This window comes from Tsukamurella ocularis, assembly GCF_965138335.1.
Lineage (GTDB): Bacteria > Actinomycetota > Actinomycetes > Mycobacteriales > Mycobacteriaceae > Tsukamurella > Tsukamurella ocularis_A.
The window spans coordinates 161,803-175,219 of record NZ_CBCSDV010000004.1; the positions used below are offsets into that span (position 1 = coordinate 161,803).

At 70.5% G+C, this 13,417-nt stretch carries 14 protein-coding genes; 8 read left to right on the plus strand and 6 right to left on the minus strand.

Annotated elements, in window-relative coordinates:
* Positions 1-13: 13 nt before the first annotated feature.
* Entirely contained in the window at positions 14-946 is a 933-nt protein-coding gene (locus ACNAYW_RS06270; RefSeq protein WP_415848856.1) for a carbohydrate ABC transporter permease, read from the minus strand.
* Between the two features lie 192 nt (positions 947-1,138).
* Between ACNAYW_RS06270 and ACNAYW_RS06275 the strand changes: the two genes are divergently transcribed.
* The 8 genes from ACNAYW_RS06275 (at position 1,139) to phoU (ending at position 8,202) form a co-directional block, all read left to right on the plus strand.
* Entirely contained in the window at positions 1,139-1,420 is a 282-nt protein-coding gene (locus ACNAYW_RS06275; RefSeq protein ID WP_415848857.1) for a hypothetical protein, read from the plus strand.
* Complete coding sequence (locus ACNAYW_RS06280; protein ID WP_415848858.1) at positions 1,417-2,379, plus strand: ABC transporter ATP-binding protein; 963 nt, start codon at positions 1,417-1,419, stop codon at positions 2,377-2,379. The genes ACNAYW_RS06275 and ACNAYW_RS06280 overlap by 4 nt, the downstream gene beginning before the upstream one ends.
* On the plus strand, positions 2,376-3,209 hold the full coding sequence (locus ACNAYW_RS06285) for an ABC transporter permease (protein ID WP_415848859.1): 834 nt from the start codon (positions 2,376-2,378) through the stop codon (positions 3,207-3,209). Before ACNAYW_RS06280 ends, ACNAYW_RS06285 begins: the two co-directional genes overlap by 4 nt.
* Positions 3,206-4,363: a sensor histidine kinase gene (locus ACNAYW_RS06290; RefSeq protein WP_415848860.1), complete on the plus strand. Its 1,158-nt coding sequence runs from the start codon at positions 3,206-3,208 to the stop codon at positions 4,361-4,363. Before ACNAYW_RS06285 ends, ACNAYW_RS06290 begins: the two co-directional genes overlap by 4 nt.
* On the plus strand, positions 4,360-4,998 hold the full coding sequence (locus tag ACNAYW_RS06295) for a response regulator (protein WP_415848861.1): 639 nt from the start codon (positions 4,360-4,362) through the stop codon (positions 4,996-4,998). The genes ACNAYW_RS06290 and ACNAYW_RS06295 overlap by 4 nt, the downstream gene beginning before the upstream one ends.
* A 157-nt stretch (positions 4,999-5,155) precedes the next feature.
* Positions 5,156-6,142: an acyl-ACP desaturase gene (locus tag ACNAYW_RS06300; protein WP_415848862.1), complete on the plus strand. Its 987-nt coding sequence runs from the start codon at positions 5,156-5,158 to the stop codon at positions 6,140-6,142.
* Positions 6,143-6,271: 129 nt separating this feature from the next.
* Positions 6,272-7,474 carry a tRNA dihydrouridine synthase DusB gene (gene dusB, locus ACNAYW_RS06305; RefSeq protein ID WP_415848863.1) on the plus strand — a complete coding sequence of 401 codons (1,203 nt, stop codon included), beginning with the start codon at positions 6,272-6,274 and terminating at the stop codon, positions 7,472-7,474.
* A gap of 65 nt (positions 7,475-7,539) precedes the next feature.
* Entirely contained in the window at positions 7,540-8,202 is a 663-nt protein-coding gene (gene phoU / locus ACNAYW_RS06310; protein WP_415848864.1) for a phosphate signaling complex protein PhoU, read from the plus strand.
* A 73-nt stretch (positions 8,203-8,275) separates the two neighbouring features.
* On the opposite strand, the gene ACNAYW_RS06315 is transcribed toward phoU, so the two are convergent.
* The 5 genes from ACNAYW_RS06315 to pstS form a co-directional block, all read right to left on the minus strand.
* On the minus strand, positions 8,276-9,412 hold the full coding sequence (locus tag ACNAYW_RS06315) for an FHA domain-containing protein (protein ID WP_415848865.1): 1,137 nt from the start codon (positions 9,410-9,412) through the stop codon (positions 8,276-8,278).
* A gap of 49 nt (positions 9,413-9,461) precedes the next feature.
* A complete protein-coding gene (gene pstB / locus ACNAYW_RS06320) occupies positions 9,462-10,238 on the minus strand; it encodes a phosphate ABC transporter ATP-binding protein PstB (RefSeq protein WP_415848866.1) in 777 nt (258 codons plus the stop codon).
* Positions 10,239-10,252: 14 nt separating this feature from the next.
* Positions 10,253-11,167 (minus strand): phosphate ABC transporter permease PstA, encoded by a 915-nt coding sequence (pstA, locus tag ACNAYW_RS06325; RefSeq protein ID WP_415848867.1) that lies wholly within the window; start codon positions 11,165-11,167, stop codon positions 10,253-10,255.
* Complete coding sequence (gene pstC / locus ACNAYW_RS06330; protein WP_415848868.1) at positions 11,164-12,177, minus strand: phosphate ABC transporter permease subunit PstC; 1,014 nt, start codon at positions 12,175-12,177, stop codon at positions 11,164-11,166. The genes pstA and pstC overlap by 4 nt, the downstream gene beginning before the upstream one ends.
* 110 nt (positions 12,178-12,287) lie before the next feature.
* On the minus strand, positions 12,288-13,412 hold the full coding sequence (gene pstS / locus ACNAYW_RS06335) for a phosphate ABC transporter substrate-binding protein PstS (protein WP_415848920.1): 1,125 nt from the start codon (positions 13,410-13,412) through the stop codon (positions 12,288-12,290).
* Positions 13,413-13,417: the final 5 nt, after the last annotated feature.

Sequence of the window (13,417 nt, forward strand, 5' to 3'; positions counted from 1 at the left end):
GTGGCTGATCCGCTCACTTGTCGTCTCCTCGGTCCATCATCCGCACCTGCACCACGGTCACGACGAGCAGGACGAGGAACATGATCGTCGCGATCGTCGCGCCGTAGCCGGCGCGCTGGTTCCGGAAGGTCTGCCAGTAGATGTCGAAGACCATCGTCGTGGTGCCGCCCTGCGGGCCGCCCGCGGGGAACATGATGTTGATGATGTCGAAGACCTGAAGACTGTTGAGCAGCACGGTGATCGACAGGAAGTAGGTCGCCGGGCGCAGCTGCGGCAGCGTGACGCGCCAGAACTTGCGCCACGCCGGCGTCCCGTCGATCGCGGCGGCCTCGTCGAGGTCCTTGTTGAGCCCCTGCAGCGCCGCGAGGTAGATGACGAAGGTGTAGCCCAGGTTCTTCCAGATGTAGGTGAAGGTCACCAGGAACAGCGCCCAGCCCGGGCTCTGGTAGAAGTCCGGGCTCTCGATGCCGAACCACGACAGGATCGACGCGGCCGCGCCGAACTGCGGGTTGAAGACGAAGTAGAAGGCCGCGCCGATGGCCGCACCGGAGATCACGAAGGGCGCGAACACCGCCGAGCGGACCAGGTTGCGGCCCTTGAGGTTCTGGTCCAGCAGCATCGCCAGCGCCAGGCCCAGCACCATCGAGAAGACCACCGCGCTCACGGTGAACACCAGCGTGATCGTGACGACCTGCCAGCTCTCCGCCTTGGTGAAGAACTCGCGGTAGTTGTCCAGTCCGATCCAGCGCGCCGGGTCCACACTGGCGAGGGACCAGTCGTGGAAGCTCAGGCGCACGTTGTCGATCAGCGGGCGGTAGGTGAAGACGGCCAGCAGCACCAGGTTCGGCACCACGAACAACAGGAAGAGCAGATTGTCCTTGGGCACCAGGTTGGCGGCCAGCCCCGTCTTGGGTGATGGCTCCACCCGTTCGGTCGTGGCGGTCACTGCCGTAGCGTGCTGCACTTCCCCGTCCGGCGGACGAAAACCAGGAAAAGATTCGGTAACGAATTCATGATCGCGCGGGGCCCGTGCCGCACTCCGGCATGACAGATGTCACCGGGAATCGATGACAACCGGCGGAAAAGCCCTGACAGCACGCACTACTGGGCGGCCCGGATCGCGGCGAAGCTGGATCACATGAACGCCAACGATCTCCACACCGCCCACCGTCCGCACCAGTCGCCCGCGGCACCGTCGTCCGGGGCGCTGCACGACCTGTTCGTCGACTCCTGCCGGCTCGGTCCCGCCCCGACCCGGGCCCGCGAGGGCGCGGTGGTCATCGCCACCGTCGTGCTCATCGCCCTCGTCGTGATCCTCCTCCAGCCACCCGTCGTGCTCGCCTCGATCGTCACCGCCGTCGTCGCACTGCACCTCGCGGTGCGCTGGGTGCTCGGCATGCGGAAGTGGGACCGTCGATGAGCGCCCCCACCGCCGCCCCCGGCCCCGTCATCGAGGCGACCGGCCTGCGCCGCACCTACGGCTCGGGCGCGACCGCCTTCGAGGCGGTGCGCGGCATCGACCTGCACGTCGCGGCGGGAGAGGTCTTCGCGCTCCTCGGCACCAACGGCGCCGGCAAGACCTCGACGCTGGACCTGCTGGAGGGCCTCGCCCGGCCCAGCGCGGGCGAGCTCGCCGTCTTCGGCCTCGACCCGCACGCCGAGCGGCGCCGGGTCCGCCCGCTGACCGGCATCATGCTGCAGTCGGGCGGCCTGCCCGCCGAGCTGACGGTGCGCGAGACCCTCGAGATGTGGCGCGGCACCTGCAGCAATCCCACCACCGCCGACGCCGTGCTCGACCGCGTGAACCTGCGCGACCGGGCCGACGTCCGGGTGGGCGCCCTCTCGGGCGGCGAGCAGCGGCGCGTCGACCTGGCGTGCGCGCTCATCGGGCAGCCGCGCCTGCTGTTCCTCGACGAGCCGACCACCGGCCTCGACCCCGAGAGCCGCCGCGCCACCTGGAAGCTGCTCGACGAGCTCAAGCGCGACGGCGTCACGATGGTGCTCACCACGCACTACCTCGACGAGGCCGAGGCGCTCGCCGACCGCATCGCGATCATGCACCGCGGCGCGATCGCCCGACTCGGGACGCTCCGCGACATCGTCGGTGGCCATCCCGCCGAGATCGCCTTCGACGACCCCGGCGTGCCCCTGCCGTCGCTCGCGGGCGGCTGGTCCGCCGGGGCGGACGGTGCCGGCCGTGTCACCCTGCGCACCTTCCGGCTCCAGGACGATCTGCACGCCCTCCTCGGCTGGGCCGCCGATCGGGGCCTCGCGCTGTCCGGGCTGCAGGCCCGGCACCCCTCCCTCGAATCCGTCTTCCTCACCATCGCGAGCGGCGACGAGACCGTCGCCGACGATCCGATCGGAGCCCCCGCATGACCGCCGAAGTCACCGCACCCACCGCACCCGCGCCCGCCGTCGGGTACGGCCGGCACCCCCTGCGCGCCCTCGCGCACGCCGAGTTCCTGCAGTTCCGGCGGAACAAGACGCTGCTCTTCATGGGCACCGTCTTCCCCATCGGCATGCCCCTGCTCCTGTTCTTCCTCGCCCGGGGCGACGCGGCGCCGAAGCCGCTCGGCGTGGCGATCACGATGGAGATGTTCGCCGTCTTCGCGCTGCTCTTCGTGCAGTACTACTCGGTGCTGTCGATGGTCACGACCCGTCGCTCCGAGGGCGTGCTCAAGCGGCTGCGGACCGGCGAGTCCTCGGACCTGCAGATCCTCACCGCCCCCGCGGTGCCGGGCGTCGCCCTCACCGTGCTCGGCGCGGTGATCGTGGCCGGCGCCGTGTACGGCGCGGGCGGGCCGATGCCGGTGAACGCCCTGCTCATGGTGTTCGCGCTGGCCGCGGGCCTGGTGATCTTCACCCTGCTGGCCCTCGCCACCAGCGCGATGACCAAGAACGCCGAGGCCGCGCAGATCACGTCGATGCCCGTCATGGTGGTCTCGATGGTGGGCATGGCGAGCATCCGGCAGATCCTCCCCGACCGGCTCGCGCTGATCGCCGACTGGACGCCCTTCGCCGCGATCTCCGACCTCATCCGGTTGGGGCAGGCGGGCCTCGCGCCCGGCGCGCCCGACGATGCCGCCACGCTCGGCTTCGCCGCCACCTTCGGTGAGACGGGCCGTCCGCTTGCGACACTGGCGGTATGGACCGTGATCGCAGTCATCCTCGCGAGGAAGTGGTTCCGCTGGGACGATCGCGGGTGATCCCCCGGCCCGTGCGGGCGGCCCTCGACTGGTGGCACGCGATGCCGAGTGTCGAGCGCTACCGGCTCTACACCCGGCTGGTGCTGCAGATCGTCATGATCAGCGTGGTCGTGATGATCCTCGTCAGCGGCGCCCGCACCTGGCCCACCGTCGGCGTCGTCGTGGCGGGGCTCGCCGCGATCGCGGGGATCGAGGCTCAGCCCGACCTGGCCCTGCGGGCCACTGCCCGGCAGCGACGCCTGGCGTGGCGGTTCGCCGTCGCCGGCGTCGTCGGGGCCTGGCTGATCGCCGTGGTCTCCGCGCGGCTCGCGAGCCCGGGAAACGATCGCGAGGCCGCGATCACCGCGTCGATGACCCTGCTCATGGCCGCCGCGGGCGTCATCCCCTTCGTCCGCCACCGCTGGATCATCCTGGCGGTGGGCGCGGTCCTGACCCCGCTGCTCACCGGCGTGTCCGACCCGGTGCAGCTCGCACTCCTGCTGATCGTCGTCGGCACCGCCCTGATGTGGACCTCGCGCAGCACCGTCTGGGCCCTCCAGGTGCTCACCGAACTGGAGAACGGGAAGCGGATCGCGGCCGAGCTCGAGGTCGCCGAGGAGCGCCTGCGCTTCTCGCGCGATCTGCACGACGTGGTGGGCCGCGCCTTCTCCGCCATCTCCGTCAAGAGCGAGCTCGCGGCCACGCTCGCCCGGGCCGGCGCCGTCGAGCGCGCCGCGGGCGAGATGGACGAGGTCAAGGCGCTCGCGGTCGCCTCGATGGAGGACGCGCGCACCCTGGTCCGCGGCTACCGCGCCATCGACCTCGCCACCGAGGTCGCCGGCGCCCGCTCGCTGCTCTCCGCCGCCGGCTGCGAGCTGCGCGTGATCGGCGTGCCCGACGAGGTCCCGCCCGCGCTGCACGAAGCCGCCGCCTGGGTGGTCCGCGAGGGCACCACCAACATCGTCAAGCACTCCACGGCCACGCAGGCCGTGCTCACGCTGCGCACGTCGGGCCTGGTCCTGCGCAACGACGGTGCCGGCCCCGCGACCGGGGGCGACGGCGCACCGTCGGGCATCGACGGGCTGCGCGGACGGCTCCGGGCGGTGGGCGCCGGCCTGGACGCCGCGCACGACGGCGACGAGTTCACCCTGACCGCGACCTGGGAGGCGGCATGACCGACACACCGGCGATCGAGGTGATGATCGCGGACGACGAGCACCTGATCCGCACGGCCGTGGCCGCGCTGCTCGGCCTCGAAGCGGACATCACGGTGGCAGCGGAGGCGGCCTCCGGCACCGAGCTGATCTCGCTGTGGGACCGCCGCGCCGCCGAGGGGCTCGCGCCCGCGGTCGCGGTGATCGACCTGCAGATGCCCGGGCCCGACGGCATCGACACCGCCGCCGAGCTGCTGCGCCGCACGCCCGGCGCCGCGACGCTCATCGTCACCAGCCACGGCCGGCCCGGCTACCTCAAGCGCGCGCTCGCGACCGGTGTGCGCGGCTTCCTCCCGAAGACGGTGCCGGCGACGACGTTGGCGCAGGTCATCCGCACCGTCCACGGCGGCGGACGGTACGTGGACCCGGAGCTGGCCGCGGAGGCGATCAGCGCGGGCGATTCCCCGCTGACGGCCCGGGAAGCCGATGTCCTGGAGTTCGCCGTGGACGGGGCGTCGGTCGAGGAGATCGCCCGGCGCGCACACCTGAGCGCCGGCACCACGCGCAACTACCTCTCGTCCGCGATGGCGAAACTGGGAACCGCGAACCGCTACGAGGCGGCCGTGCGGGCCCGCGAACTCGGCTGGATCCTGTAACCCTCGTCACGGTGTAACGTTCCCGGCGCCCGCGCCGATGGACCTCGGTGCGCGTATTACTCGAAAGCATCACTTTCCGCAGCGGACGTTGAGTCCGCGGTCCGAAGTGCGTAGACTTTCGGGATAATCTGGAACCGATCCAAACGTCGAAAGAGGAATGATGTCGACCCGCCAACTGACCCAGCTGGAGCTCCTGCAGGAGCTCTCCGGTGTCGCCGAGGACAACGTCAACCGCCATCTCTCGATGACGAAGGACTGGAGCCCCCACGACTACATCCCGTGGTCGGACGGTAAGAACTACGCGGCACTCGGCGGGACGGACTACGACCCCGAGGAGAGCCGGCTCGACGAGGTGGCCAAGGCCGCCATGATCACGAACCTCCTCACGGAGGACAACCTCCCGACGTACCACCGCGAGATCGCGGCGAACTTCTCCATGGACGACGCCTGGGGCCACTGGGTCGGCCGCTGGACCTCCGAGGAGAACCGCCACGGCATCGCGATGCGCGACTACCTCGTGGTGACCCGCGGCGTGGATCCGGTCAAGCTGGAGCAGGCCCGCATGATCCACATGACCAACGGCTGGGACCCGCAGGGCAAGGTGGCGCAGCACACCGAGCAGAAGATGACGATGCTCCACTCGGTGGCGTACGTGACCTTCCAGGAGCTCGCCACCCGCGTGAGCCACCGCAACACCGGCAAGGTCTGCCAGGATCCGATCGCCGACAAGATGCTGCAGCGCATCGCGGCCGACGAGAACCTGCACATGATCTTCTACCGCAACATCTCGGCCGCCGGCCTGGACCTGGTCCCGGACCAGGCGATCCGGTCGATCACCGACACCATCAAGCACTTCGAGATGCCCGGCGCCGGCATGCCCGACTTCCGCCGCAACGGCGTGCTCATGGCCAAGCACGGCATCTACGACCTGCGCCAGCACAAGGACGAGGTCGTCATGCCCGTCCTGCGCAAGTGGAAGATCTTCGAGCGCGAGGACTTCAGCGCCGAGGGCGAGCAGACCCGCGAGGAGCTCGCGAACTTCCTCGACGAGCTCGAGGCCGCGGCCGTGAAGTTCGAGGAGATGCGCGACCGCTCGCTGGCCCGCGAGGCCGCGAAGCGCGAGAAGGCCGGCCTGGCCGTCTAGTACCGACGCAACCGGAACCCGTCGTGCCCCGCCGAGGCACGACGGGTTCTTCTCGTTCGGGGCCGCCGCGGTTTGCCGGAACCGGCCGCCGCCAGCGATCATGGATACGACCACGGGAGGAGACCTCGGATGACCACAGCCGCCGCCACGCAGCCGAAGCTGCGCATCGGCCGGTTCGAGCTGGACTCCCCCGTCGTGCTCGCGCCGATGGCCGGCGTCACCAACGTGGCGTTCCGCAGCCTGTGCCGCGAGCTGGAGCGTGCCCGGACGGGCACCGTCGCCGGGCTGTACGTGTGCGAGATGGTGACGGCCCGCGCCCTCGTCGAGCGGCACCCGGTCACGATGCACATGACCACCTTCGCGCCCGACGAGGACCCGCGCAGCCTGCAGCTGTACACCGTCGACGCGAAGTGGACGTACGAGGCGGCGCGGATGATCGCGGAGGAGGGCCTCGCCGATCACCTCGACATGAACTTCGGCTGCCCCGTGCCCAAGGTCACGCGCCGCGGCGGCGGCTCCGCGCTGCCCTACAAGCGGAACCTGTTCGCGAGCATCGTCGACGCCGCGGTCCGCGGCATCGCCGACGGTTCGCCCGTGGGCGCCCCCGAGATCCCCGTCACCGTGAAGTTCCGCGTGGGCATCGACGACGAGCACCACACCCACCTCGACGCCGGCCGGATCGCGGCCGAGCAGGGCGCGGTCGCGGTCGCGCTGCACGCCCGCACCGCCGCGCAGCGCTACTCGGGCCAGGCCGACTGGGACGAGATCACGCGGCTCAAGGAGCACGTGCACCACCACTTCGGCGACGCCGTCCCGGTGCTCGGCAACGGTGATGTCTTCGCCGCCGAGGACGCCGTGACGATGATGGAGCGCACCGGTTGCGACGGCGTCGTCGTGGGCCGCGGCTGCCTCGGGCGCCCGTGGCTGTTCTCCGAGCTCTCGGCGGCGATCAACGGCACCCCGATGCCGACGCCGCCGCACCTGGGCGAGGTCACCGACATCATGTACCGGCACGGCGAGCTGCTGGCCGCGCACCACGGCGAGGACAAGGGCATGCGGGAGATCCGCAAGCACGTCGCCTGGTACCTGCGCGGCTTCCCCGCCGGCGGCGAGCTGCGCACCCGTCTCGCGACCGTGAAGACCCTCGCCGACCTGCGCGCGCTCCTCGACACGCTGCCGCAGGACGTACCCTTCCCCAAGGACGCCGAGGGCCCCCGCGGCCGGCAGGGCACGCCCGGCAAGGTCGTGCTGCCCGAGGGCTGGCTCGACGATCCGTGGGAGTCCGACGCGGCGGCGATGCCGGGCGCCGAGGAGGAGACCAGCGGCGGTTAACCGTCGTTCACCGGTCGTTCATCCAACGCTGCGGTCGCGTATGAAAAGGCCGATATACTGCGCGCATGCGTAATGCGTACATCCAGCAGATGGCTGCTTTCAACGACATCCTCGGCGACATCTGCGACAAGTCGGGCATCGCCATGGAGAAGGCGACCAACTCGCTGCTCCAGGCCGACCTCGCCCTCGCCGAAGAGGTCATCACCGAGCACGACGAGATCGTCCGGCTGAGCCGCCGCGCCGAGGAGGAGGCGTTCTCGCTCCTCGCGCTGCAGGCGCCCGTCGCCAGCGATCTGCGCGTCGTGGTCTCCGGCTTCCAGATCGTGGCCGACGTCGACCGGATGGGCGCGCTCGCCCTGCACGTCGCGAAGGTGACCCGCCGCCGCTTCCCGAACAAGACCCTCCCCGAGGAGGTCAACGGCTACTTCGCCGAGATGGGCCGCCTCGCGGTCGAGCTCGCGAACTCCGCCCGCGAGGTCCTGCTCACGCAGGATCCGAAGCAGGCCGCGGAGATCGAGGAGCAGGACGACGCGATGGACGACCTGCACCGTCACCTGTTCACCGTGCTCATGGACCGCGAGTGGAAGCACGGCGTCGCCGCGGCCGTCGACGTGACGCTGCTGGGCCGCTACTACGAGCGCTTCGCCGACCACGCCGTCGAGATCGGCCGCCGCGTGATCTTCCAGGCCACCGGCAGCCCCGAGCCCACCGCGGACGTCTCCAAGTAGGACCACCCGCACGAACGGCCGCCCTCCGGGGCGGCCGTTCCGCTGTCCGGGGCCGGGCCGAGCCGGCCGGGAATCAGGAACCCACGCCGTCCTGCAGCTGCAGGATCCGGCCGCCGAGGTGCAGGTCGGAGCCCACGCCGAGCGGCACCGGCTGCCCCGGCGGCAGGCGCAGGGGCTGCGCCGCGCCCGGGGGGCGCACCCACGTGCCGTTCGCCGAGCCCACGTCCACGGCGAGCACCTGCCAGCCGTCGATGCGGATCTCCAGGTGTGCGCGCGACAGCGCCCCCGTCCGGTCCGGCAGGACGACGGGCGCGAGCCTCCCCACGCCGCCCTGTGAACGCCCCGCGCGCTGCGCGACGAAGGCGGCGGGGTCGCGGCCGATCACCATGTCGTTCTCCACGACGAAGGCGGTGCCGTCGTCGGCGACGAGCAGGCCCAGCGGGGGCCGCGGGCCGCTCTCCAGCGGCAGCCGCCGGTCGACGAGGGCGCCGCACCGCGTGCAGTAGGCCGCGACCGGGGCGTTGAGGTGCCCGAACGCGCACCGCCGGCCCTCGACCATCGGCCCCGCCGCCACGGCCGCGCTCACGTCGCCGACCTCCACGTCGTAGTCGGTGGCGGCGAACAGCGGGCTCACGCCGGTCGGTTCCTCGTTGGTGGGCGCATCGGCGGGGAAGACGTCGGTCGCGATGTCGCCCTCGGGCGCGACGGAGGCTTCGGACCACAGCACGACGCCCGCGCCGGGCACCGCCCCGTCGGCGAGGCGCAGAGCGGTGGGCCCGCAGACGGGCGCGGGCGGGGGCGGCGGCCCGAGGGTGACGGTGACCACCGAGCCCGGCGCCAGGGGCGCGACGCGCTCCGCGAAGTCCGCGCCGGCGTGCAGCACGTGACCGGGGGAGGCCGCTGCGGCGGACGGGAAGATCGCGACGGTGACGGCGAGCTCGGCATCCGCACCGGCGACGCCGCGCAACAGCGCCCGTGCCGTGCCGCTCTGCAGCTCGACCACGGCGAACGCCGGGCCCGCGGCGACGCCCCGCAGGACGGGGGCGATGTCACCGTCGACGTCCAGCGCAGCACGCAGGTCCGCCACCGCGGCCGGGGCGCCCACGGCCGGCGCATCCACGAACAGGAACCGCCCGTGCGCGCGGGCCACGACGCGGTCGCCCGGCAGCACCGTGCTGTACCGGTCGCCGGTCGGGGTCTGCGATGTCATCCCCATAGGATACGGCTGATATCCGACAACACCGTGCCGGTGTGACCCGTCAGCCGAAGCGGCCGGAGATGTAGTCCTCGGTGGCCTGCTCCTCCGGGTTGGAGAACATCTTCTCCGTCGGGTTGATCTCGATGAGCTTGCCGGGCTTACCGGTGGCCTCGAGGTTGAAGAAGGCCGTCTGGTCGGAGACGCGCGCGGCCTGCTGCATGTTGTGCGTGACGATGACGATCGTGTACTTCTGCTTGAGCTCGCCGATCAGGTCCTCTATCGCGAGCGTCGAGATCGGGTCGAGCGCCGAGCAGGGCTCGTCCATGAGCAGCACGTCGGGGCTCACGGCGATCGCCCGGGCGATGCAGAGGCGCTGCTGCTGGCCGCCGGAGAGGCCGCCGCCCGGCTTGTTCAAGCGGTCCTTGACCTCGCCCCACAGGTTCGCGCCGCGCAGGGACTGCTCGGCCACCTCATCGAGCTTGGCCTTGCTGCGGATGCCCTGCAGCCGGAGCCCGGCCACCACGTTGTCGCGGATCGACATGGTGGGGAACGGGTTGGGCCGCTGGAAGACCATGCCGATGGTCTTGCGGACGCCGACGGGGTCGACGCCGGCGCCGTAGATGTCGGCACCGTCGAGGGTGATGTGCCCGTCGACGCGGGCGCCCGGAGTCACCTCGTGCATGCGGTTGATCGACCGGAGCACCGTCGACTTACCGCAGCCGGACGGCCCGATGAACGCCGTCACGGAGTTCGGCGGCACCGTCAGCGAGACGTCCTGCACCGCGTGGAACGCGCCGTAGTAGATGTTCAGGTCCTTGATGTCCAGGCGCTTCGCCATGACAGTTCTCCTTGTTACTTCGTCTTGGGGGCGAGCAGCCGGGACATGAGGGCGGCGAGGCCGCTCGCGATGCCCACCAGGATCACCAGGGTGAGGGCGGCGCCCCACGCCCGGTACTCGCCGACGGCGCCGGGGTTGTTGCGGTACTGGTCGTAGATGAACAGCGGCAGCGACGACATGTTGCCGTTGAAGAGGTCGTAGTTCATCCGGTCGCTGATGCCGACGAGCAGCAGCACGGGTGCGGTCTCGCCGACCACGCGGGCGATGGCGAGGAAGACGCCGGAGACCATGCCGGACGCGGCCGTCGGCAGCACGATCCGCACGATGGTCTTCCACTTGGGCACGCCGAGCGCGTAGGACGCCTCGCGCAGCTCGTTCGGCACGAGTTTGAGCATCTCCTCGGTGGAGCGCACGACGACCGGCACCATGAGCAGGATCAGGGCGAGGCTGACCGCGAACGCGGACTGCGGCATGCCGAAGGTGGTGATCCACACGCCGAAGATGAACAGCGTGGCCACGATCGACGGGATGCCGGCGAGCACGTCGACCATGAAGGTGGTGATCCTGCCGAGCCGGGTGCCCTCGGCGTACTCGACGAGGTAGATGCCGACCATGACGCCGATCGGCACGGAGAACAGCGCCGCGATGCCGGCCTGCACGAGCGTGCCGTACAGGGCGTGACGGATGCCGCCGGCGTAGGAGTCGGGCGCGACGCGGACCATCGACTTGGTCCACCACTCGGGATCGAGGATCGCCGGCAGGCCGTTGGCGATCACCATGTACAGCAGCGAGACCAGCGGCGCGAGGGCCAACAGGAAGCAGGCGCCGAACAGGAACGCGGCGGCGTTGTTCTTGATCCGCCGCGTGGTCGACGTGCGGTGGAAGACGGTGCCGCTCTTGGCGACGTCGTCGAGTTCGGTGGCGGTCATCCGTTCACCCGTCCCCCGCCGATCCAGCGGGCGACCGCGTTCACCACGAAGGTGAGCACGAACAGCACGAGGCCGGCGGCGATGTAGGCGCCGCGCTGGTCGACGTTGTCGAACTCAGCGGCGGCGGAGGCGATCTTCGAAGCGAAGGTGTAGCCGCTGTCGAACAGCGACCAGATGGAGGTCTTGGTGGCGGCGAACAGGATGATCAGCACCGCGATGGTCTCGCCGAGCGCGCGCCCGAGGGCCAGCATGGAACCGGCGACGATGCCGGACCGGCCGTAGGGGAAGACGGTGAGGCGGATGACCTCCCACTTGGTGGCGCCCAGGGCCAGCGCGGCCTCCTGGTGCGCGACGGGGGTCTGCCGCAGGGCCTCGCGCGTGATCGAGGTGATGATCGGCAGGATCATGATCGCGAGCACGATGCCGGCGGTGAACACGGTGGAGCCGAGGGAGAGCTCCACGTTGCCCGTCTTGAACAGGAAGAACCAGCCGAGGTTCTCGTTGAGCCACTTCTGCAGGGGCACCAGGAAGGGCGCCAGCACGAAGATGCCCCACAGGCCGTAGATGATCGACGGGACCGCGGCCAGCAGGTCGATCACCGCGCTGAGCGGCCGCGAGAGGCGCTGCGGCACGTACTGCACCAGGAAGGTCGCGATGCCCACGGCCACCGGCACGGCGAGGATCAGCGCCATGATCGAGGAGAGGACCGTGATCTTGAGCATCTCGAGGATGCCGAACCGCATGTCGGACGGGTTCGTCTGCCACTCGGAGCTGGTGAGGAAGTTCGCGTTGTTCTTGGTGAGCGCCGGGATCGCCTGGATCACGAGCTGCAGGAAGATCAGCGCGATCACGACGACCAGCAGCATGCCCGAGGCGTACGCCGCCCACTTGAAGATCTTCTCCATGCGGTCGTGACCGCCGGCGAAGGTCGTGCGGGTCGCCCCGTCGGTGGCTGCGGCGGCGCCCGCGACGCCGTCGGCGTCGTGGTCCGTCGAATCCTCAGTCGCCATGTTTCCCCGTTGTTCGGCCACGGATGCGTCGTCCTTCCGGCTGAGCCGGACGTCGTGCGAGTGCCATTGTGCCTGGCCGCCCGCACGACGCCCGGTGGTTCAGCAGTGTCTTACTGGATCGAGTCGATCGACTCGGTGAGCGTGGTGCGGAAGGACTCGGGGATCGGGGCGTAGCCCTGGCCCGCGAGCTGGTCCTGCGCAGGCTTGCCGGCGGCGACCTTGAGGAAGGTCTTCAGGCCCTTGCCGACCTCGGCGTCCGCGTACTTCGAGCACACGATCTCGTAGGTCGCGAGCACGATCGGGTAGGCGCCCGCCGCCGACGGCTTGTAGAAGCCCTCGGTGTCGATGACGAGGTCCTTGCTGCCGGGGGTCTTGAACTTGGCCGACTCGATGGTCTTGGCGACCGACTCGCTCGACAGCTTCACGGCCTCGGGGCCGGCGGAGGTGATGATGTTCGCGACCTGCAGCTTCTGCGCCTTGGCGAAGCTCCACTCGGCGTAGGTGATGGTGCCCTCGGCCTTGTTCACGGTCGCGGCGACGGCGGCGTTGCCGCTCGCGCCCTGGCCGGTGCCGCCCTTGAAGGCCTTGCCCTTCTTGTCGGCGGCCCACTCGGCCGGCGCGGCCGAGCCGAGGTACTTCTGGAAGTTCTCGGTGGTGCCCGACTCGTCGGAGCGGAAGACGACCGTGATCGGAGTGGAGGGCAGGGTCTTGCCCGGGTTCTCAGCAGCGATCTCCGGCGCGTTCCAGTCCTTGACGACACCGCTGAAGATCTTCGCGAGCGTCGGGGCCGACAGGTTCAGCTCGAGCCCGTTCAGCTTGTACGCGACCGCGATCGGGCCGAAGACGAGCGGGAGGTTCAGGGCGGGGGCGCCGCACTTCTCCTCGGCCTTCTTGGCCTGGTCGGCGTTGAGCGGCGAGTCGGAGCCGCCGAAGTTGGTCAGGCCCGAGGTGAACTCGGTGATGCCCTGGCCCGAGCCGTTGCCGCTGTAGTCGACGTTCGCGCCGTCGCAGTCCTGGGCGAAGGAGTTCTTGAAGACGGTCATGGCGTTCGCCTGCGCCGTCGAGCCGCTGCCCTTGAGCTGCAGCTTGCCGTCGCACTGCACGCCGGAGCCGCCCGCCGACGAGCTGCCGGCGGCGTCGCTCGACTCCTCGCCGCCGCACGCGGTCAGGGTCAGGGACAGGGCGGCCGCCAGGGCCAGGGCCGATACGGATCCACGCTTGAAGTTCACCGAGATTCCTC